This window comes from Bradyrhizobium sp. USDA 327 (assembly GCF_041262065.1).
GTDB lineage: Bacteria > Pseudomonadota > Alphaproteobacteria > Rhizobiales > Xanthobacteraceae > Bradyrhizobium > Bradyrhizobium liaoningense.
Window position 1 is genome coordinate 6101746 of sequence record NZ_JBGCCW010000001.1, and the last position, 21668, is coordinate 6123413.

Below are 21668 nucleotides of genomic sequence, written 5' to 3' on the forward strand. Positions count from 1 at the left end.
CCCCGAGAAATCACGGGCTTCACGAGCAAAGCCGAAATCGATGATTGGATGAACGGGGAGCGCCGGATCGCTTGGCTCCGATCACAGGGCTACGCGAAGTGACATGATGATCCTTTCTTCCAGCCATCGCGTTGTCACTTTCGGCTTGTGGTGAAGGTCTGGCCGTCATCTCTATTCTAGCCTGCTTAATTGGCTGGCGTTATCGCTGACGGTCGAAGTTCTCGTCGCGGCAAGGTAGGCGCATCACCGCTTCTGGCCTAACGGACATCTGGTGAGATGCCTTAATGGGCCGGTGCCAGAGGCAGAGCAGACCGCATACGCGCCCCGAGTACAGCGCGGATTATGAGCACGCGCTCTAGCTTAGATGCAATCCTGCGATGGCCCATCCGCGCCTGGCGCGGGACCAACTTATCGCCGCCCCCATGATTATGGGTGTCACGGCATCAGCGCTGCGGTTAAACTTGCTTCGCGCCGCGGGGGACACGCGGGTCGCGGGACGATGATCATGACCGAACAGGGCGAGATGGGTGAAGCCATCACCATCCTCCTCGTCGAGGACGACGCGCCGACCTGCTGGCGGCTCCAGGACGCGCTGGTCAAGGCTGGTTACGAGGTGCGAAGCGCCGCTACGCTCGCGGAGGCGCGGCAGGCCCTGAGCGTCGGCGCGCCCCGCGTGCTGCTGACCGACCTGCGGCTGCCCGACGGCCACGGCGTCGAGCTGATCCGCGAGACCCGGCGGCGCTTTCCCGACACCGAGATCATGGTGATCTCCGCTCTCGGCGACGAGGAGAGCGTGATCTCCGCGATCACGGTCGGCGCCACCGGCTATCTTCTGAAGGACGCCTTCCCCACCGACATCGCCACCACCGTGCGCGACCTGGTCGCCGGCCATTCGCCGATCTCGGCCTCGATCGCCCGCTTCATCGTGCGCAGAACACAGGGGGCCGCACAGAATTCGGCGGAGCCACCGCCCGGTCCCGCGCTCAACACGGCCAGGCTGACCCCGCGCGAGATCGACATCCTGTGGGGCATCGCGAAGGGCTTCAGCTATGCCGAGATCGCGAGCCATCTCGGCCTGTCCAGGCAGACCGTGCCCGGCCACATCAAGAACATCTACCGCAAGCTCGAAGTGCACACGCGCAGCGAGGCGGTGTTCGAGGCGGTGCAGCAGGGCCTGATCAAGCTGTGAGCGAAATCGCGGCCAAAGCACCTACGGAGGCACCGGCCACACCCGCGCGGCGCCGGCTGCTGGCCTCGCGCCTCGTGCCCTATCTGCTATTCCAGGCGCTGATCGTGATCGCCACCATTCTCGGCTTGCGGCTGCTCCAGCCGAGCGACCCCGAGGATTTTGCGCTCAGCGGATTCGCGCTGCGGGAGGACGGCGTGACGCGCTCCGTGACGCTGCCGCATTTCACGTCGTCGCGCTACTCCCTGGCCGACCCGCCGTTCTACACCGGCACCTTCACCTTCCGGAGCGGTGATGCGGCCTCGGGCTGGTCGGTGTTCCTGCCGCGCTTCAGCAACGCGGTGGAGGTCGCCGTCAACGGCGTCGTCGTGCTCGACTCCCGGCGCGATGCCAACGCCAACCGGCCCGACCGCAACACGCCGCAGATCGCGCTCATCCCCGCTTCGCTGCTGCGCGAGGGCGGCAACGAGATCACGGTGCGGCTGTTCGTGTGGGGACCGCTCAAGGGCTTCCTCGACACCGTCTATGTCGGACCGGATGCCGCCTTGCGCCCGGCCTATGAGACACGCACGCTGCTGTTCGTCACGCTGCCGGTGGTGTTCTCCGCCTGGCAGGCGATCCTGGCCGTCATCCTCGCGATCATGTGGCTGATGCGGCGGCGCGAGCCGGTCTATGGCGTGCTGGCGGTGGCGATGGTGCTCGGCGTGGTGCAGGCATTCGCGCAGGCGCCGGTGCCGCCGGCCACCGCATCCCGGCTCGCAGCGGTGCTGCTGGCGTCCGCGCCGATCGAGAGCGCGCTGGTCGTCGTGTTCGGCGTGCTGTTCTTCGGCTGGCGCTGGCCGCGCTACGGCACGCTGCTGTTCGCGCCCGGCGTCGTCGTGTTCGTGGTCGGGCTGATCGGAGGCCCGCCGCTGCCACGCATCCTATTCCTGGTGCTCGGCATCCCCACCGTCGGGCTCTGCCTGTTCCTGATGGCCTGCGTCACGGCAGCCGCGGTGGTACGGCGGCAGGACGCGGCGAGCTTCATGATCGGCTGCGCGGTGACCATCGTGCTGGTCTGCTGGATCCAGGACATGCTCACAGTGCTCGAGATCGAGACCAACGATCGCATCTTCGTCTCGCGCTTGTCCTATTCGGCGATGCTGGTCGCGATCGGCGCCGGGCTGACCTGGCGCTTTGCCCGCGCGTTGAATCAGGTCGACAGCTTTGCCGGCCAGCTCGTGACGCGCGTGCGCGAGGCCGAGGAACGGCTGAAAGCGAGCTTCGCCCGCGAGGAGGAGCGCGCCCGCGCCGCTGCGCTCGCCAACGAGCGCACGCGCCTGATGCGGGACCTGCATGACGGCCTCGGCGGGCAACTCGTAAGCATCGTCGCACTGTCCGAGCGCGGCAGTGAGGGCACGACCATCACGGACGCCGCCCGCGCGGCGCTGAAGGATCTGCGCCTCGTCATCGATTCCATGGACGACATCGGCGGCGACCTGATGCTCGCGCTCGGCTCCTGGCGCGAGCGCGCCACGGCGCAGCTGCGGCCGCACGACATCGCGCTCGACTGGCGCGTGGCGACGCCGCAGGGCCTGCCGCTGCATCCCGAGCTCAGGCCATGGCACGTCATCCAGATCGTGCGCATCCTCGACGAGGCCGTGACCAACGCGGCCAAGCACGCACAGGCCCGGCATGTCGCGGTCACCATCGAGACGCATAACGGAAGCCAGGGGCCTTACGGCGTGATCAGCGTCACGGACGACGGCCGGGGGTTTGCGCTGGCCGGCAATTGCGAGGCCGCGGGCGCGGGCCAGACCGCGCGCGGCCTGCGCAACATGAGAAGCCGTGCCGCGCGCTGCGGCGCGGTGCTTGACCTGAGCTCGGATGCCTCCGGCACGCGCGTGCGGCTGCAATTGCCGCAGCGATTTCCCGACAGCGACATGGCTGCAGGCTGAAAGGCCCCCTCTCCGGACGTGTGGGGCGCACGGAGAGAGGGGACGGGCCGGGTGATTGCCTGCGGAGGACGGGGGGTGTTCGTCCGCAGGCTCCGTTGGCCCGAAGCAATGCAATCAAAATCAATCGAATGAAATATCAGCGCACGCCGACGCGATTGACCGGGCCGCCGCGATTCATCGGCGTACCCGCGCGCACGCCGACGCCGGGCGCGCCGACACCGGGGGTCGCGACCGCAGCCCGCGCAACCGGAGCTCCCGGTGCGACCACTACCGCCGCAGTCGGCCGCACCACGCAGCCCTTGGGCACCCCGACGGTCTTGCAATAGACCACCGCCTGCGCCGGGCTCGTGCCCAGTGAGACCATCGCCGCGCCCGCCAGGGCCATGATCGTCAGCCCGGCGCTCAGCGCTCCAGCTCTCTTCGACATCTTGCTCTCCTGCTTCCCCGTTCGGCGTCCCGGTGCAATCACCGGGTTTCGCAGCCGAGGTGCAGCCTGAATGGCAAAAGTCGGCGCTGGGATACATGCCATGAAGATGGGGGTACGGCGCTCGGGACACCGAGCCGGTGCCATGAACATGGCATGGACCCACGCCTGGGCTTCGCGAGATGGTCCGGCCCGCGTGATCCCGGTCGGGACCAACGACGATTCCAAAGAGGTGCTTTATGAAGATTTCGGTTCTTGCCGCGCTGCTGCTCACTGCTGCCGCCCTGCCCGCTGTTGCACAGTCCGGCCCATCGATTCAGGAGCAAATGGCCTGCCGCGGCGACGCCAGCAAATTCTGCGCCGAACATGTCGGCAAGCCGCCGCAGATGAACGCCTGTCTGCGCGAGAACAAGTCGAAGCTCTCGGATTCCTGCCGCAAGGTCGTTGAATCGCGCGGAGGCTAGTCTTTCGTCCCTCTTCCCATTGGAGAAGACAGCGAGGGCGGCGCTCTGCCGCCCTCTCGAGAGACAGCTTCGGCATTGGGAGAGGCCTCAACGCACGCCTCGTCCTTCGAGACGGCGCTTACGCGCCTCCTCAGGATGAGGCTCATCGGCGCGGGCGCCCGTTGAAGCTGCTGCCGTACACTCCGTCCTCATCCTGAGGAGCCCGCCTGAAGCGGGCGTCTCGAAGGATGGCCGCAGGGAGGAGCCTTCAACTGAAGGCGCCGCTACTCCTGCATCATCTCGCCGCTGCCGCCGAACTCGGCGGGAAAATCCTTCAGCTTGGGCAGGCCGTCGCGCATCGGCAGCACGGTTTCGGCATAGTTGACGTGGACGCCGGGCGTGAACGCGAGCGTCGGGATGGTGGCGGCGAAGACGTCGACCAGACCGAGCGGCGGATGGTTGGTCATGAGATGGCCGCCGCACTTCCTGCAATATTTGCGCTGGCTGGCCGGCGTCTTGACGAAGGTCTCGACATTCTGGGCACCTTCGGTGATGCGCACCGCTTCCGGCTTCCAAAGGCTGAAGGCGTTGACCGGACCGCCCGACCAGGAGCGGCAGGAGCGGCAATGGCAATAGCCCATCGCCTCCGGTGCACCCGTGACCTCGACCGTGACCGCGCCACAGAAGCAGTTTCCGACATGTTTCATTTGGGCGTCTCCGTTCTTTTTTTGGGATCATCATTGCGCGTCGGCGCCCCGCGCGTCCTCCTTTCGGTGGACGCGCGGGACGAGGCCGAGACTATACCGACCGGCGCCAGGGGATAAGCATGGAGACGCGTTGCCTGTACTGCCGATACTCCTCGCCGAAGAGATCGACGAGATCGTTCTCCTCAAGCGCGATGCCGACGAAGATGTAGAGCGTGGTCACGGCCGCGAACAGCAGATGGCCCGCGGTCATGGTCGGCGCCGCCCAGAACGCGATGATGAAGCCGAGATAGATCGGATGGCGGACGAACTTGTAGAGCAGCGGCGTCTTGAAGCGCGGCGGCGCCGTCTCCTTGCCGGCGAGATGGTCGGTCACCTGATGCAGTCCGAACAATTCGAAATGGTTGATCATGAAAGTCGAGGTGAACACCAGCACCCAGCCGGCGAAGGACAGCGTGACCAGTGTCACGGCAAGATCCGGATTCTCGACGTTCCATATGACCGACGGCAGCGGGCGCCACTGCCAGAACAGGAGGAGCAGTGACAGGCTCGCGAACAGCACATAGGTCGAGCGCTCAACCGCCTTGGGCACGAATTGCGTCCACCAGGACTTGAACTGCTTGCGTGCCATCACGCTGTGCTGAAGGGCGAACAGCGTCATCAGGAGGAGATTGACGATGAGGGCCTCGACCGTCGACGAGTCGCTTCCGGTGTCGATGGTCTTGGGCACCATCACTCCCATGACGAAGCCGATGGCGTAGAGAATGGTGACGAAAAACACGAGATATGCCGCAATTCCGTACAGAAAGGCGATGAACTTGAAAATGCGAGAGCCCGTCACCTCCGGGCCGATGGAATGAACGTTTTGATCAAGTTGGGTCATGAAATGCTCCGTTGTGCCGAGACATCGACACGGTTTGGTCGTCGCACCATGCCGGATCGGACGTCCCGGGACTTTCGCGGACGGTTGATTTTCGCCTGAGACGACTTTGATTTTTGCTTGAGACGACGAAAACGTGCGATTTCGCTTTGAAAACAACGTGCTCGACAGTGACCTGCGGGAGCTCACTTGCGACGGGGCGGCCGTTCCATTGCAGCCGCAAGTGTTCGATCTGTTGCTTTATCTGGTCGCGCAACGCGCGCGTATGGTCAGCAAGGATGACCTGATCAGCCAGATCTGGGGCGACCGCATCATCTCGGATTCCGCCCTGAACAGCCGGATCAACGCCGCGCGCAAGGCGATTGGCGACGACGGCGCGACCCAGCGGCTGATCAAGACCATTCCGCGCAAGGGCTTTCGTTTCGTCGGCGAGGTCCGGGAAGAAGCGGCAGCGTCCCCCGCGCGGGCGGGAACCAGGCTCACTCCCCCGCGCGTGGCGGACCGCCCCGCGATCGCGGTGCTCGCCTTCGAGAACATGAGTGGCGATCCCGCGCAGGACTATTTCGGCGACGGGATCAGCGAAGACATCCTCACCGCGCTGTCGAAGCAGCGCTGGTTCATGGTGATCGCCCGCAACTCGTCCTTCACCTACAAGGGACGCGCGGTCCACATCAGGCAGATCGCCGAGGAGCTCGGCGTCCGCTACGTCGTCGAAGGCAGCGTGCGCAAGGCGGACAACCGGGTGCGCATCACCGCGCAGCTCAACGACGCCGTGTCGGGAAATCATCTCTGGGCCGAGCGCTATGACCGCGAGCTCGTCGACGTCTTCGCCGTGCAGGACGAGATCACCAACGCGATCGCCGCGGCGATCGAGCCGCAGATCCACGCGGCGGAGAATTTTCGTGCCCATCGCAAGCCGCCTGCGAGCTTGGACGCCTGGGATCTGCTGATGCGCGCGCTGTCGCATTATTGGCGCGTGACCCGGCAGGATCACGACGCCGCACGAGCGCTGCTCGAGCGCGCGATTGCAATCGATCCGAACTACGGCCAGGCGCTGTCGGTGCTGGCCGTGAACGACATGTTCGGCGTGCATCTCGGCTGGGCCGAGCTGGCCGCGGTTGCTCCGGTCGCGGAAGCCGCCGCGCTCGCCGCGGTGCGCTGCGACCACGAGGACGCCTGGGCGCATGCCGCGCTCGGCAGCGTCTGCTTCTCGACACGCAGGCTTGCGGACGCGCTGTCCGAATTCGAGCAGGCGCTCGCGCTCAATCCGAACTTTTCGCTGGCGCAGGGCTATTACGCGCTGGCGCTGTCCTATGCCGGACGCTCCCAGGATTCGTTCGGGGCCGCGCAAAGGGCGATCCGGCTGTCACCGCGCGATCCGTCACTGGCGATCTATCACGGCATCGCAGCCTATGCCCGCTTCACCGAGCGGCATTATGACGAGGCCATCGCGCTGGCGCGCGAGGCGATCCGCCACCGCGGCGACCTCACCGGTGCCTACCGCGTGCTGGCGGTCTCCGCCGGCATGACAGGCGACGGAGTGCTTGCGGAGATGGCGCTCGGCGAGCTCCGTCGCACCCAACCCAACATCTCGCTGCACTGGATCGCGACGCAACTGCCGTGGGCCAATGACGGGGATCGCGAACACTATCTGGAGGGATTTCGGCGCGCGGGGTTGCGGTAGGAGATTCGCCAGGCCCGGGTTACGCCATGCGCTTGCGGCGCAGGTGGACGATGACGTCGAGCCGCGCGATCTCATGGCCGGGAAGCGCCTCGGGGACTTTTGAGAAGGCCAGGCCGTCGGCAACGTCGATCAGCATATCCTCGCCTTCGAGATAGAAGTGCGGATGCAAGGATGTGTCGGTGTCGAAGAACGACTTGATGCCGTCGGCCGCGATCCGGCGCAGCAGGCCGGCTTCGGTGAACTGGTTCAGCGTGTTGTAGACGGTCGCGAGCGACAGATAGGCGTTCGCCGCCATCGCCTCTTCGTAGAGGCTCTCCGCGGTGACGTGACGGTGGCCACCCAGGAACAGCAACTGGCCGAGCGCCAGACGCTGGCGCGTCGGACGCAGGCCGGCATTGCTCAGCAATCGCAGGCAGTGCTGCACGCCCGCCTCCGACGAGGGATCGAGGCCGGCGACATCAGGTCCGCTATCGTCATCCGCAGGGTTCGTCGTGGCCTGAATGTCCATGGATCGTCTCACGGCTCAAGGAAACGGGACGCGCAGTGCCGCATCCCGCCAGTTGCCATTCGATCGCAAAAGCGGCGGCTCGGCTTTGATCCGGATCAAATTCACAGCGGATCCGCCACTGACCGATCGCGAGGGCGGTCATGAGCTCACCGGCAACGTCGCGGTCCTTTCCAAGGACGATATTTCGCACTGCGGACAAGTTGGCAGAGGTGCTTGCGGAGCTGCAGCGGGCGCTCGGCGTGGAATGAAGGCCTGATGCTTTTGGTCGCAGGCGCAGGCTTGTGCAATCGCGACCGGCATGGCCGCGAGGCCGCCTGGTCGCCCGGCGCGAGCCAGCCTGACGTCGCAGAAGGACCCGCGGCAAAAACAGGACGCGCTGTACATTTTTTGTGCGAACACTGTCGAGACTTTCATCTTGCGGCGCCGAACGAGACTGTGTGAGCCTCGATATCGGATGGGGACTGGGATGGGCCGACCGTCGCTTTGCGCGCCAGGACGTTGCGAAGCGTTTGTGGCTGGCCTCGCTTGAGAAAGATACGACATGTCAAAACGAGTGTTGCTTGGTCTTCTCCTGGCTTGCGGCCTCACGGCCTCGGCGCTGGCGCAAGAGCCGAAAACAGGGGGCACGATCAATGCCGTGATCCAGCCCGAGCCACCCGGCCTGATGCTTGCGCAGATCCAGAACGGCCCGACCCAGATGGTGTCGGGCAACATCTTCGAAGGCCTGCTGCGCTACAGCCCCAAGCTCGAGCCGCAGCCGGAGCTTGCCGAGAGCTGGAGCGTCAGCGAGGACGCCAAGATCTACACCTTCAAGCTCAAGAAGGGCGTGACCTGGCATGACGGCAAGCCCTTCACCGCCGCCGACGTTCTGTTTTCGATCGAGATGCTGAAGCAGACCCACGCGCGCGCCCGCAACAATCTCGTGCAGGTCGAGAAGGTCGAGGCGCCCGATGATCACACGGTGGTGTTCACGCTGAAGCAGCCGTTCGGCCCTTTCCTCGGCATCTTCGAGGTCGGCTCGATGCCGATGGTGCCGAAGCATCTCTACGAAGGCACCGACTGGAAGACCAATCCCTACAACAACGCGCCGGTGGGCACCGGCCCCTTCATGTTCAAGGAATGGCAGAAGGGCTCGTTCATCCGCCTGGTCAAGAACCCGAACTACCACGAGAAGGGCAAGCCCTATCTCGACGAGATCTACTGGCAGATCATTCCGGACGCCGCCGCCCGGTCGGTCGCGTACGAGACCGGCAAGGTCGACGTGCTGCCCGGCGGCTCGGTCGAGAATTTCGACGTGCCGCGGCTGTCCAAGCTCAAGGACACCTGCGTCACCGGCGCCGGCTGGGAGTTCTTCTCGCCGCTGGCCTGGCTGTGGCTGAACAACCGCCAGGGGCCGCTCGCGGACAAGCGGGTGCGGCAGGCGATCATGTACGCGATCGACCGCGACTTCGCCAAGGACGTGATCTGGAACGGGCTCGGCAAGGTCGCGACCGGCCCGTCAGCCTCGACCATCAAGTACTACACCGACGACGTGAAGAAATATCCGTACGATCCGGCCAAGGCCAAGGCGCTGCTGAAGGAAGCCGGCTACAAGGGCGAGAAGATCCGCCTCCTGCCGCTCGCTTATGGCGAGACCTGGCAGCGCTGGGGCGAAGCGGTGAAGCAGAATCTCCAGGACGTCGGCATGACCATCGAGACGATCGCCACCGACGTTGCCGGCGGCAACCAGAAGATCGCGGAGTGGGACTACGACATCGCCTTCACCTATCTGTACCAGTACGGCGATCCCGCGCTCGGGGTGGGGCGTAACTACGTCTCCAGTGCCATCGCCAAGGGCCAGATGTTCAACAATGTCGAGGGCTATTCCAACCCGGAGATCGACAAGCTGTTCGCCGACGGCGCGGTCGCGACGCCGGATTCCAAGCGCAAGGAGATCTACGAGAAGGCGCAGAAGATCCTGGTCGAGGACGTGCCGGTGGCCTGGATGCTCGAGCTGCAGTTCCCGACCATCATGCGCTGCAAGGTCAAGAACCTGATCACCACGGGGATCGGGGTCAATGACGGCTTCAAGGACGCATGGCTCGACAAGTGACGAGGTTGCATGCGACACCGCGATAAATCTCAGTCGCGGCGTCGCGCTCTAGGGTACGAACTGATTCACGATGAAATCATATCGAGACGCTGAGGCATCGGCGGTGCCCACCTTTCCCATAGGGAGAGATGGGATCGCATCGTCAGATGCGATCCGGGTGAGGGGTTGCACTCCCTCGTGGGACCAGATCCCCCTCACCCGCGCCTTCGGCGCGACCTCTCCCCGTCGGGGAGAGGTGTTCCTCGCGGCGAGACCGCCTCGATCAACTGACATACGAGTCTAGATGCTCTCCTTTGTTGCCCAGCGTGTCGTGAAGGGCGTGATCGTCCTGCTCGCGATCGTCGTCCTCAATTTCTTCCTGATTCGCCTTGCGCCCGGCGACCCCGCGGTGGTGATGGCGGGCGAGGCCGGGGCCAGCGATCAGGTCTTCGTCAAGCAGCTCAGGGAGAAGTTCGGGCTCGACAAGCCATTGCCCGAGCAGCTCTTCATCTACGTCAAGGGCGTCGTGACGCTCGACCTCGGCTTCTCCTTCCGCCAGCAGGCCCCGGTCACAAAGCTGATCGGCGAGCGGCTGCCGGCGACGCTGCTGCTGACACTGACCGCCTTCGCGATCTCGCTCGCGCTCGGCATCCTGTTCGGCACCTTCGCGGCGCGCTTTGCCGGCACCTTCCTCGATACCGGCATCACCGTGTTCGCGCTGATCTTCTACGCCATGCCGATCTTCTGGGTGGCGCTGATGGGCATCCTGTTGTTCTCGGTCACCTTCGACTGGCTGCCGAGCTTCGGCTACGACACGGTCGGCGGCAACTATACGGGCCTTGCCCATGTGATCGACGTCGCCAAGCACCTGGTCATGCCGGCGATGACCCTCGGCCTGTTCTTCATGGCGACCTATACCCGCATGACGCGCGCCTCGATGCTGGAGGTGAAACGCCTCGACTTCGTCAAGACGGCGCGCGCGAAAGGTCTCTCCGACGCCGTGATCCAGCGCCGCCACGTGCTGCGCAATGCGCTGCTTCCCGTCGTGACGCTCGCCGGCGTCCATTCGGGCACGCTGATCGGCGGCGCCGTCATCACCGAGACCGTGTTCGCCTGGCCGGGCATCGGGCGCCTGATGTACGACGCGCTGCTGCAGCGGGACTACAATCTGCTGCTCGGCGTCTTCGTGATCTGCTCCGCCATGGTCCTGATCTTCAACCTCATCACCGACCTGGTCTACCGACTGGTCGACCCACGCATCGAATTCGCCTCATGAAACAGTTCTGGAAATCGATGCTGAAAAGCCCGAGCGGCGTCATCGGGCTCATCATCCTCCTGCTTGCGATCTCCGTCGCGGTGTTCGGACCGATGCTGTTCCCGAACTCGCCGTGGCGCATGGTGCAGCGGCCGTTCCTGCCGCCCTTCACGCTCTCGACCGTGCCGCTCGGCACCGACGCGCTCGGTCGCGACGTGTTCGCCGGCATGATCTTCGGCGCACGGGTATCGCTACTGGTCGGCCTCGTCTCCACGCTGGTCGCACTGATCGTCGGCGTGCCGATCGGCGCCATGGCCGGCTATTTCGGCGGCAGGGTCGATGACGCCTTGATGCGCTTCACCGAGTTCTTCCAGACCATTCCGAGCTTCGCGCTCGCGATCGTGCTGGTCGCGATCCTGCAGCCCTCGATCTATTCGATCGTGGCCTCGATCGCGGTGGTGAGCTGGCCGCCGGTGGCCCGCCTCGTCCGCGGCGAGGTGCTGTCGTTGCGCACGCGCGAATATGTCCAGGCCGCCGTGGTCACCGGCCAGAGCAACAGCTGGATCATCCTGCGCGAGATCCTGCCGAACGCGTTGTCGCCCGTGATCGTGCTCGCCTCGCTGATGGTGGCGACCGCGATCCTCCTGGAATCCTCGCTGTCCTTCCTCGGCCTCGGCGATCCCAATCTGATTTCCTGGGGCTACATGGTCGGCGCCGGCCGTACCGTGATCCGCCAGGCGTGGTGGATCACGGTGTTTCCCGGCATCGCCATCCTGATTTCGGTGCTCGGCCTCAATCTGATCGGCGAAGGCCTCAACGACGCGCTCAATCCGCGCCTGTCGCGCGAGGGACGCTGACATGACCGCCCCCGCCACCGTCTCCATCAAGAACCTGCGGATCGCGCTGCCCAAGAGCGCCGAGCGGCCGTACGCCGTCGACGGCATCTCGCTGGACCTGCGGGCCGGCAAGATCGTCTGCGTGGTCGGCGAATCCGGTTCCGGCAAATCGATGTGCGCGCACGCGCTGATGGGCCTCTTGCCCGATACGGTCGACGTCACGGCCGGCGAGATCATGTTCGAGGGCCGCGACCTGCTCAAGCTCGACGACGACGGCTGGCGCGATCTGCGCGGCCGCCGGCTGGCGATGATCTTCCAGGAGCCGATGACGGCGCTGAATCCGTTGATGCGGATCGGCGACCAGATGGCGGAGATGTTCGAGGCGCACGGCCTGCTGACGCCGAGGGAACGGCGAGCGAGGGCGCTCGCATTGGCACGCGAGGTCGGCCTGCCCGATCCTGAACGAATCGTGCGCGCCTACCCGCACCAGCTCTCCGGCGGCCAGCGCCAGCGCGCCATGATCGCGATGGCGCTCGCGCTCGAGCCCGCGGTTCTGGTTGCGGACGAGCCGACGACCGCACTCGACGTCACCACGCAGGCGCAGATCCTGAAGCTGATCCGCAACCTCCAGCGCAACCGCAACATGGCGGTGATGTTCATCACCCATGATTTCGGCGTCGTCGCCGACATTGCCGACCAGGTCGTGGTGCTCCGGCACGGCAAGGTCGTGGAAGAAGGTCCCGCCGCGGCCGTCTTCAGCGCACCGCAGCACGACTACACCAAGGCGCTGCTCGCCGCCGTGCCGTCGATGGATCCGCCGGCGCGCGCTCCTCTCGACGATCGGGCCAGGGCCGTCGAGGTGATCGGGCTGGACAAGACCTACGTCACCTCGGGCGGCTGGTTTCGCGAGGACCGCCGCGTCGATGCGGCGCGCGCGGTCAATTTCAACATCCTCAAGGGCGAGACGCTCGGCCTCGTCGGCGAATCCGGCTCCGGAAAATCGTCCGTGGCGCGGCTGGTGATGCGGCTGATCGAGGCCGACCGCGGCACGGTGCGGATCGGTGAGACCGACCTGACCTCGCTTTCCGGCAAGGCGCTGCGCGCCGAGCGTCATCGCATCCAGATGATCTTTCAGGATCCATTCGCCTCGCTCAATCCGCGCCGCAAGATCGGTCACATCATCGCCGACGGCCCGATCGCGGCCGGCATCGATCCGAAGGTCGCGTTCGACCGCGCCCGCGATCTCCTCAAGATGGTCGGCCTGGACGCCGGCGCGCTCGAACGCTATCCGCACGAATTCTCCGGCGGCCAGCGTCAGCGCATCGGCATTGCGCGCGCGCTTGCGCTCGAGCCGGAGATCATCGTCGCCGACGAGGCCGTCTCCGCGCTCGACGTCTCGGTGCAGGCGCAGGTGTTGAAGCTGCTCGAAGACCTCAAGGCGCGCCTCGGCCTCTCGATGCTGTTCATCACCCACGACCTGCGCGTCGCAGCCCAGATCTGCGACCGCATCGCGGTGATGCAACGTGGCGCCATCGTCGAGCTGAAGCCGACCGCGCAGCTGTTTGCCGCGCCTGAGCATGCCTATACGCGCGAGCTGCTCGCGGCGGTGCCGGGACGAAAGGAGCAAGCCCCGGCGGCTTGAGGGATTGGTCGGGCGGTTTCACCGCATTTTCGAGATCGTTCCAAAAACTTGCACGCCGCAAGAGGCGAAACATATTCGCTCCGGCAGCATTTCTTCGTGAGACTTTTCTTGCCGACGAGCGCAAGGACAGGCCGACACAAGCATTCCCCCGCTCGGCTGCTGAAGCCGCGCAACTGACATGAGGTGGTGGACGGCCTTGCAACCCAACGCGTGAGAAAAGAACCCGGGCGCTGGGATGTGCGGTCACGCGCTTTTTATTCGGTCGTGACTGCCGCGCCGCTTCAAGGTCGACGGCGGCACCATAGATGACGATTGAATGTTTTGCGTCATCTCATGACAGACTCATGAGTTGAAATTTGGAGCCACCATGGGCGAAGTTATTCGATTTGTCTCGAAATCCGAGCGTGAGCGAGCGCGTCTCATCCAGGAGGCGCGCGCCATCTACGACAGCATCTTCCCTCCGGCGAACCCGGCCGACGAGGAGCAGGACGAACCGGCGATCGGTCGCACGTTCATCCGCCGCGACGGGGAGTAACGTATCGTGATCAAGATCATCGCCGTGCTTTGCAGTCTCGCCTCTCCCGCCAACTGTCACGAGCAGATCGTCACCACTTCGGACTTTGCGCAAGTCTCGGTGCAGTCCTGCCTGATGGGTGCCCCGCAACTCGCCGAATGGATGAACCAGCATCCGGCCGAGCGACTGGCCGCATGGCGCTGCGTGATTGGCAACCAGGGTGGCAGGGGCATCTGAGGCCGAAGGCGGCAGCGCATCTGCCCACCGCCTTCGGATGGACCCGAATCAGCGCTAAAGAGCGATGCGATGAGGATGAATCGTCATCGCGCTTCAGGTTATTGTTTGGGCATGATCTCTCTCGGAAAACCGCTGCACACTTTTTCGGATCATGCGGTAGCGCTTTGCGTTCGGCGACTTCCCTGGACGCAAGCAGCATGACCGGCCCCGAACTGAAGCAGCTCCGCGCCGACCTCTCCGATGCCCTCGAGCGGAAGCTCACCGCGGCCGACATGGCCAAGCTTTGCGGATTGCCGGAGACAGGCGGCGCCGACACCATCCGGCGCTGGGAGGTCAGTGGCCCGACGCCAGCGGCGACCAGGGTTCTGCGCGTGCTCGCGATGGCGAGCGAGCGCTATCCGATCCTGGAGAAGTTCGACATCTTCGATCGTCATGACGTGCGCGAGGAAGACCGGCCGGCAAAGCGCGCGGCTTTTCGCCAACAGATGCGCGATGAGGTGCGGCGGCGTCTTGGTTAACAAGAGGCGCGCACAAGTTACCTGGGATGCGCGAAGTTAAGCCTTCCTTCACCACTTCTTAAGCCGCCATTAAGCACGAAAATCATTTACAGCCCAACAAGTTAGGTTGGCTGTCGCTGTGCCACGCATGTGACAGCATTTTCATCAAAAGCGAGCTATCTGCAGAGCCAACGACGGCGCGGGAAAGCGCGCCTGCCGGGGACCTTACGTGTTGGAGTTCAAGACAATGAAGAAGATTCTGTTTGCGACCGTGGCGCTGCTCGTGGTGGGCGCGGCTGCGCCGGCCGTCGGCGCCGATCTCGGCAACCGCAACTACTACAAGTCGCCGGCGCCGGCCTACGCCGCGCCGATCTACAATTGGACGGGCTTCTATCTCGGCGCCCATATCGGCGGCGCGTTCTCCAGCGACAACAATTTCAACGGCCTCTCCACCGGCAACAACGGCAACGGCCGCTTCCTCGGCGGCGTGCAGGTCGGCGCGGACTGGCAGTTCAACCCGAACTTCGTGGTCGGCGTCGAAGGCCAGTATTCCTGGCTCACGGGCAGCGTCGGCGCAGTGTTTCCGGGCAGCATCGCCTATACCAATGACCAGCGCGGCCTCGGCTCGATCACCGGCCGCGTCGGCTATACCTGGGGCCCCGGCCTGCTCTACGTGAAGGGCGGCTACGCCTATTCGGACAACAACGAGAAGGTGACTGTGGGCGGCGTGCCGACCGGCTTCATCATCGATGGCGATCACCGCAATGGCTACACCGTCGGCGCCGGCCTGGAATACATGTTCGCCCCGAACTGGTCGGCCAAGGCCGAGTACCAGTACTACAATTTCGGCGACGCGCACTTTACGGCGGGCCCGCTGGTGGGCACCGGCAACTTCACCACCGACGACCATACCTTCAAGGCAGGCGTCAACTACCGCTTCAACTGGGCAGGCCCGGCGGCCGCGCCCTACTGATCGGTTATCAAAACCTTATCACGATGAAGGGCCGGCCTCGTTGCCGGCCCTTCTTTTTTCGCTCTGCGGAACATGCGCAACCAATTGTGCGAAGTGCGATTTTTTAACCGGTGCTGCCGATACTGCGCTCACAAACAGAAGCAAGAACATTGGGGGAATTTTCGATGGCGATCCGTCTGGGCCTTGGCCGTTTCCTTGGCCGCTTCCGTCCTCGTTTCAGAATGCCGAAATGGGGCGTGCGCGGCAGCCTGTTCGCGGCCTTCGCGGTGATCGCGGGCATGGGCCTCGTGATCGCGGCCGGCGCCGGCCTGGCGCTGCAGAATCTCGGCGGACGCATGACCGAACTGAGCGGCCGGGACATTCCGCGCCTTTCCGCCAGCCTGCAATTGTCGGCGCTGAGCGCCAGCCTTGCGGCGCAGGGACCGGCGCTGCTTGCGGCGCAAAGCGACGACGCCCTGAACGAGCGCACCAAGAAGCTCTTGGAATTGCAGGAGCAGACGCAGCAGAAGCTCACGGAGATCATCGATCTCGGCGGCGACAAGAGCGTCGTCTCCGGGCTCAGCGACACGATGAAGAGCATCAACGAGGCGGCTCAGAGCCTGGCGAAGGCCGCCCGCGAACGGCTCGACATCGCGGCCCTCCACGAGAAGCAATATGATGCGCTTCGCAACGCGCAGGGCGCGTTCGTCGGCGCGGCGAGCCCGGCGATGCTGGAGGCGCAGACCCGGGTCAACGCCATTCTCGGCTCAGCCGACCTGTCCGCCGCAGATGCAACCGAGGCCGCGCAGACCGTCGGTCAGCTCGGCAACGTCGTCGCCAGCGGCAACCTCGCCGCCGCCAACATGAGCGCGGCACTATCGGCGAGCACGAGCGACAAGCTCGACGACATCCAGAAGGAATTCAAGACGGCGCAGGGACGCCTGCGTTCCAACCTCGACCTGTTGCCGGACAACCAGGGCAACAAGATGCTGCGCGAGACGGCGGAAAAGCTGCTCGCGCTCGGCACCGGCAAGACCGGCGTGTTCAATCTGCGCGAGAAGGAGCTCGACTCCATCGACTACGGCCAGACCATCCTGGACGAGACCCGCAAGCTCAATGTCGGTCTCGGCATCAGCGTGCAGCAGCTCGTCGACGGTGTGCAGAAGGAGACCAACGCCTCGACCTTCCAGGCACGGCAGGAGATTTCGCTCGCTACGTCGGTCATGCTGGCGATGGGCGCGTTGATGCTGGTCGGCTCGGCGCTGTTCGTCTGGCTCTATGTCGGACGCAGCATCCTGCGCCGGATCGGCGCCTTGCATCAATCGATGCAGCTGCTCGCGAACGGCGACCTCGAAACCGACATCTACCGCTCGAAGAACCACGACGACGAGATCTCGGTGATGGCGAACACGCTGCAAGTGTTCCGGGAGAGCATGATCGAGGCCCGCGCGCTGACGAGCGAGCAGGACAGGGACCGTATCGCCAAGGCCGAGCGTGCCGCGCGCATGGAAGCGAAGATCGCCGAATTCGAAAGCACGGTGCGCTCCGCGCTCGACAATCTCGCGCAGTCGGCCAATTCGATGCAATCGACCGCGCAGAGCATGTCGAACACCGCCGACCAGTCCAACGCGCTGGTGAACGCGGTCGCCTCCGCCGCGGAGGAAACGTCGGTCAACGTGCAGACCGTGTCGGCCGGCACCGAGCAGCTGTCCTCCTCGATCCAGGAGATCAGCCGTCAGGTCGTGACCTCCGCCGAGATCGCCAAGAAGGCGGTCGACGAAGCGGGGGCGACCGACGCCACCGTGCAAAGCCTCGCCGACAGCGCGAGCCGCATCAGCGTCGTCGTCGACCTGATCCAGACCATCGCCTCGCAGACCAACCTGCTAGCGCTCAACGCGACCATCGAGGCCGCGCGCGCGGGCGAGGCCGGCCGCGGCTTCGCGGTGGTTGCCTCCGAAGTGAAGAGCCTGGCGAGCCAGACTGCCAAGGCGACAGACGAGATCCGCACCCAGATCGCCAGCATGCAAGAGGTCACGACCTCCGCGGTCGGCGCCATCCAGGGCATCGGCCGGATCATCGGCGAGATCAACGACGTCACCACGACGATCGCAGCCGCGGTCGAGGAACAGGGCGCCGCCACCCGCGAAATCGCCCGCAACATCCAGCATGCGGCCGGTGGCACCAGCGAAGTCTCCAGCAACATCGTCGGCGTCTCCACCGCGTCCGCCGAAGCGGGCGCTGCGGCGAGCGACGTGCTGAGCGCCTCGGACGCGCTCCGGCGCGAGGCCGATATGCTGCGCGGGGAAATCGACGCGTTCCTCAACGACATGCGGGCGGCCTGATCGTCAATCCGGGGCCCTCGAAGAGGCGACCCCGGAATCCCGCCCCACGATCTCCGGATTCTCAGGTGCGCAACCGCGCACCAGAGCTCGCGCTCACGCGCGCCCGGAATGACGGCGTTTTTTGGCGACTTCAAACCGAGAGGCGGAAAATCACGGCCGGTATGACGGCCATGCGGCGGCCGCCAGGCGTCCTTTTTCGGCTGGCGCCCTGCGCGCGCTGGGTTTAAGCGGGTAGCATGAGCTCAAAAACCGACATCGCACAGTCCTCGGCCGAGGCCCTGCGCTACCCTTGGGAACAGCACCCCGGCCCCGAAGAGGTCGTGGAGGTGCGGCCCGGCGTGTTGTGGGCGCGGCTGAAACTGCCGTTCCGCCTCAACCACGTGAACATCTACCTGCTCGCCGACGGCGACGGTTATGCCATGGTCGATACCGGATTCGGCAACGAGGAGACGATCGAGGCCTGGACCAGGCTGTTCGACGGACCGCTGAAGGGCGTCAACATCACGCGCCTGATCGTCACCCACTCCCACCCCGACCATGTCGGCCTCGCCGGGTGGATCGTCGAGCGCTTCAACTGTCCGCTGGTGATGTCGCAGGTCGAATATCTGCAATCGGTCTATCACCAGAACCGCGGCACCGAAGAACGGCGCGAGGCGCAGCGGCTGTTCTTCCGCCGTCACGGCATGGACGAGTCGCTGACCGAGAAGCTGCTCGGGCGCGGCCAGGATTACCTCAAGCGCGTCTCGGTGCTGCCGCCGTCCTACCGCCGCATCTCGCATGGCGACGAGGTCGTGATCGGCACGCGCCGCTTCAAGGTGATCACCGGCGGCGGCCACGCGCTCGACCAGGTCATGCTGTATTGCGCCGACGACAAGCTGTTCCTCTCCGCCGACCAGGTGCTGAGCAAGATCTCGCCGAATGTCAGCGTCTGGGCGGTCGAGCCCGACCAGAACTCGCTCGGCGAATACCTGGCCTCGCTCGCGAGCCTCACCACCACCCTGCCCTATGATCTGCTGGTACTGCCCGGCCATGGCGTGCCGTTCTATGGACTGAAGACCCGCATCAAGCAGCTCGCCGACCATCACGAGGAGCGCTGCCGCCTGATCGCGGAAGCCTGCCGCGAGATGCCGCAAACCTCGCGCGCCTTGGTGCCTGTCGTGTTCAACAAGCACGTGCTGGACGAGCACCAGATGGGCTTTGCCGCCGGCGAACTCGTCGCCCACGTCAACTACATGATCGTCGAGGGCCGGCTGACGGCCGAGATGCAAGACGGCGTGCTGCAATTTCGGACGACGTGAGGGCGCCAGCTCACTTCATGTTCGCGATCGCGTGCAGCGCCGCGACGTAGCCGAACGGTCCCAGCCCGCAGATCACGCCGGTCGCCACGAACGAGATCCTGGAGTGCCGGTGATATTCGTCGCGGGCGTGGATGTTGGAGATGTGGACCTCCAGCACCGGGCCCTCGAATGTCTTGATCGCGTCCATGATCGAAACCGAGGTGAAGGAGAGACCGGCCGGGTTGATGACGATGGCATCGGCATCCTGCCGCGCCGACTGGATCAGATCGACGAGCACGCCCTCATGGTTGGACTGGTGGAAGGCGAGCTTGAGCCCGAGCTTGGCGGCGGCGTCCTCGCAGCTCGCGTTGACCTCAGCGAGCGTCGTCGTGCCGTAGATGTGCGGCTCGCGGATGCCTAGCATGTTGAGGTTGGGACCGTTGAGGATCATGACACGCTTCATCGGGGCTTCCTTTCGCATGGGCTGACCGGCGCGCCGCCCCGGCCGGGCAAGGCTACGGCATCGGTGCCGCCAGTTTGGCCATGATGGATGGAGCGAACGCCATGGACAAAATGTCCACGGCAGCCCCTGCCTCCCCCGGTCACTCCGGTCGCGGCCGGCAGTCCCGTGTTAGGCGCTTGATCCAAATCAACAATCGCCGCCGGACCGGCGGTTATCAATTGCCACGCTCGCCTTGCCTCAAATGTGTGCTGGCGCATAGACATTGGAGCTCGAAAAGCTCTAAAAAATGAGCGGCCGTCATGGCCGGGTTCCGTTGCGGGTTTTGCCGATGGATTACAACCAGTTCTTCAATTCCGCTCTCGATCGTCTCCACACTGAGCGGCGCTATCGCGTGTTCGCCGACCTCGAACGCACGGCCGGCCGGTTCCCGCACGCGGTGTGGCACTCGCCCAAGGGCAAGCGCGACGTCGTGATCTGGTGCTCCAACGACTATCTCGGCATGGGCCAGCACCCGAAGGTGGTCGGCGCCATGGTCGAGACCGCGACGCGCGTCGGCACCGGTGCCGGCGGTACCCGCAACATTGCCGGCACGCACCATCCGCTCATCCAGCTCGAAGCCGAGCTCGCCGATCTCCACGGCAAGGAAGCCGCGCTGCTGTTCACCTCGGGCTATGTCTCGAATCAGACCGGCATCCCGACCATCGCAAAGCTGATTCCGAATTGCCTGATCCTGTCGGACGAGCTCAACCACAATTCGATGATCGAGGGCATCCGGCAGTCCGGCTGCGAGCGGGTCGTGTTCCGCCACAACGACGTTGCGCATCTCGAAGAGCTGTTGAAAGCGGCCGGCCCGAATCGGCCGAAGCTGATCGTCTGCGAGAGCCTCTATTCCATGGACGGCGATGTCGCGCCGCTCGCCAGGATCTGCGATCTCGCCGAAAAGTATGGCGCGATGACCTATGTCGACGAAGTCCACGCCGTCGGCATGTACGGCCCGCGCGGCGGCGGCATCGCCGAGCGTGACGGCGTCATGCATCGCATCGACGTTCTCGAGGGCACGCTGGCAAAGGCGTTCGGCTGTCTCGGCGGCTATATCGCCGCTAGCGGCCAGATCATCGACGCCGTGCGCTCCTACGCGCCGGGCTTCATCTTCACCACCGCGCTGCCGCCGGCGGTCTGCTCGGCTGCAACTGCCGCGATCAGGCACCTGAAGAGCTCGAACTGGGAGCGCGAGCGCCACCAGGACCGCGCCGCCCGCGTCAAGGCGATCCTCAATGCCGCCGGCCTGCCTGTCATGTCGAGCGACACCCATATCGTACCGCTGTTCGTGGGCGATCCCGAGAAGTGCAAGCAGGCCTCCGACCTCCTGCTCGAAGAGCACGGTATCTACATCCAGCCGATCAACTATCCGACCGTCGCCAAGGGCAGCGAGCGCCTGCGCATCACGCCCTCGCCCTATCACGACGACGGCCTGATCGATCAGCTCGCCGAAGCGCTGCTCCAGGTGTGGGACCGCCTCGGCCTGCCGCTGCGCGAGAAGTCGCTGGCAGCGGAGTAGGCCCCCTGCCACCCTCCTCTGGATGGCGGGGCGGACCGCATTTGAGATTTTGCAGAGGTCGTCATGCCCCGGCTTGTCCCGGCCATGACGCTGTGGAGACCGTCGGTGCTCCACAAGCCCGCATGTAGCGTCCCCCTGTCCTCCAGTAAGTAAGGGCCACCTCCCGGCCGCACCTTAACGACAATCCCGGTTCCTCCCCCGGCGCGGCATTTCGCTGTCGCTTGCGACCGCCCAACGCGCTAGGTTTGCAGGGAAAAT

20 protein-coding genes are annotated in these 21668 nt (G+C 65.0%); 15 read left to right on the forward strand and 5 right to left on the reverse strand.

The features are described 5' to 3' along the window. The first annotated feature begins 505 nt into the window (after positions 1-505). Positions 506-1189, forward strand: coding sequence for a response regulator (locus tag ABIA42_RS28875; protein WP_370118776.1), 684 nt, complete (start codon positions 506-508; stop codon positions 1187-1189). Beyond that, on the forward strand, positions 1186-3123 hold the full coding sequence (locus ABIA42_RS28880; protein WP_370118773.1) for a sensor histidine kinase: 1938 nt from the start codon (positions 1186-1188) through the stop codon (positions 3121-3123). The genes ABIA42_RS28875 and ABIA42_RS28880 overlap by 4 nt, the downstream gene beginning before the upstream one ends. Positions 3124-3259: 136 nt before the next feature. On the opposite strand, the gene ABIA42_RS28885 is transcribed toward ABIA42_RS28880, so the two are convergent. Further along, complete coding sequence (locus ABIA42_RS28885; RefSeq protein ID WP_060737488.1) at positions 3260-3550, reverse strand: hypothetical protein; 291 nt, start codon at positions 3548-3550, stop codon at positions 3260-3262. Between the two features lie 236 nt (positions 3551-3786). Between ABIA42_RS28885 and ABIA42_RS28890 the strand changes: the two genes are divergently transcribed. After that, complete coding sequence (locus tag ABIA42_RS28890) at positions 3787-4011, forward strand: cysteine rich repeat-containing protein (RefSeq protein WP_271531473.1); 225 nt, start codon at positions 3787-3789, stop codon at positions 4009-4011. Positions 4012-4274: 263 nt separating this feature from the next. On the opposite strand, the gene ABIA42_RS28895 is transcribed toward ABIA42_RS28890, so the two are convergent. Continuing rightward, positions 4275-4697, reverse strand: a complete 423-nt coding sequence (locus tag ABIA42_RS28895) for a GFA family protein (RefSeq protein WP_035669816.1) — start codon at positions 4695-4697, stop codon at positions 4275-4277. A gap of 91 nt (positions 4698-4788) precedes the next feature. Continuing rightward, complete coding sequence (gene mddA / locus ABIA42_RS28900) at positions 4789-5577, reverse strand: methanethiol S-methyltransferase (protein ID WP_370118768.1); 789 nt, start codon at positions 5575-5577, stop codon at positions 4789-4791. A 133-nt stretch (positions 5578-5710) separates the two neighbouring features. Here mddA and ABIA42_RS28905 point away from each other — a divergent pair, with 133 nt between their 5' ends. Beyond that, the gene (locus tag ABIA42_RS28905) at positions 5711-7258 is read left to right on the forward strand and encodes a winged helix-turn-helix domain-containing protein (protein ID WP_370118765.1); all 1548 of its coding nucleotides are present in this window, start codon (positions 5711-5713) and stop codon (positions 7256-7258) included. Positions 7259-7277: 19 nt separating this feature from the next. Here the strand turns inward: ABIA42_RS28905 and irr are convergent, their stop codons facing one another. Continuing rightward, positions 7278-7766 carry a Fur family transcriptional regulator Irr gene (irr, locus tag ABIA42_RS28910; RefSeq protein ID WP_271531465.1) on the reverse strand — a complete coding sequence of 163 codons (489 nt, stop codon included), beginning with the start codon at positions 7764-7766 and terminating at the stop codon, positions 7278-7280. Positions 7767-8307: 541 nt separating this feature from the next. On the opposite strand from irr, the gene ABIA42_RS28915 reads away from it, so the two are divergent. The 10 genes from ABIA42_RS28915 (at position 8308) to ABIA42_RS28960 (ending at position 19410) form a co-directional block, all read left to right on the forward strand. Next, entirely contained in the window at positions 8308-9858 is a 1551-nt protein-coding gene (locus tag ABIA42_RS28915; protein ID WP_271531461.1) for an ABC transporter substrate-binding protein, read from the forward strand. A 283-nt stretch (positions 9859-10141) separates the two neighbouring features. Beyond that, positions 10142-11113 (forward strand): ABC transporter permease, encoded by a 972-nt coding sequence (locus ABIA42_RS28920; RefSeq protein ID WP_271531459.1) that lies wholly within the window; start codon positions 10142-10144, stop codon positions 11111-11113. Next, positions 11110-11949 (forward strand): ABC transporter permease, encoded by an 840-nt coding sequence (locus ABIA42_RS28925; RefSeq protein ID WP_035669824.1) that lies wholly within the window; start codon positions 11110-11112, stop codon positions 11947-11949. The genes ABIA42_RS28920 and ABIA42_RS28925 overlap by 4 nt, the downstream gene beginning before the upstream one ends. Before the next feature lies 1 nt (position 11950). Then, a complete protein-coding gene (locus ABIA42_RS28930) occupies positions 11951-13570 on the forward strand; it encodes an ABC transporter ATP-binding protein (protein ID WP_370118758.1) in 1620 nt (539 codons plus the stop codon). A 367-nt stretch (positions 13571-13937) separates the two neighbouring features. Next, the gene (locus ABIA42_RS28935; protein WP_271531455.1) at positions 13938-14105 is read left to right on the forward strand and encodes a hypothetical protein; all 168 of its coding nucleotides are present in this window, start codon (positions 13938-13940) and stop codon (positions 14103-14105) included. Positions 14106-14111: 6 nt separating this feature from the next. Then, the gene (locus tag ABIA42_RS28940; RefSeq protein ID WP_370118755.1) at positions 14112-14321 is read left to right on the forward strand and encodes a hypothetical protein; all 210 of its coding nucleotides are present in this window, start codon (positions 14112-14114) and stop codon (positions 14319-14321) included. 197 nt (positions 14322-14518) lie between these two features. Continuing rightward, positions 14519-14839, forward strand: a complete 321-nt coding sequence (locus tag ABIA42_RS28945; RefSeq protein ID WP_271531452.1) for a hypothetical protein — start codon at positions 14519-14521, stop codon at positions 14837-14839. A 226-nt stretch (positions 14840-15065) separates the two neighbouring features. After that, complete coding sequence (locus ABIA42_RS28950) at positions 15066-15791, forward strand: outer membrane protein (protein WP_271531450.1); 726 nt, start codon at positions 15066-15068, stop codon at positions 15789-15791. Between the two features lie 164 nt (positions 15792-15955). Then, positions 15956-18112 carry a methyl-accepting chemotaxis protein gene (locus ABIA42_RS28955; protein ID WP_271531448.1) on the forward strand — a complete coding sequence of 719 codons (2157 nt, stop codon included), beginning with the start codon at positions 15956-15958 and terminating at the stop codon, positions 18110-18112. A 236-nt stretch (positions 18113-18348) separates the two neighbouring features. Further along, positions 18349-19410, forward strand: a complete 1062-nt coding sequence (locus ABIA42_RS28960; RefSeq protein WP_271531446.1) for an MBL fold metallo-hydrolase — start codon at positions 18349-18351, stop codon at positions 19408-19410. 10 nt (positions 19411-19420) lie between these two features. Here the strand turns inward: ABIA42_RS28960 and aroQ are convergent, their stop codons facing one another. Next, positions 19421-19852: a type II 3-dehydroquinate dehydratase gene (gene aroQ, locus ABIA42_RS28965; protein WP_271531445.1), complete on the reverse strand. Its 432-nt coding sequence runs from the start codon at positions 19850-19852 to the stop codon at positions 19421-19423. A 328-nt stretch (positions 19853-20180) separates the two neighbouring features. On the opposite strand from aroQ, the gene hemA reads away from it, so the two are divergent. Then, positions 20181-21410 carry a 5-aminolevulinate synthase gene (gene hemA, locus ABIA42_RS28970; protein ID WP_271531443.1) on the forward strand — a complete coding sequence of 410 codons (1230 nt, stop codon included), beginning with the start codon at positions 20181-20183 and terminating at the stop codon, positions 21408-21410. Positions 21411-21668 lie beyond the last annotated feature (258 nt).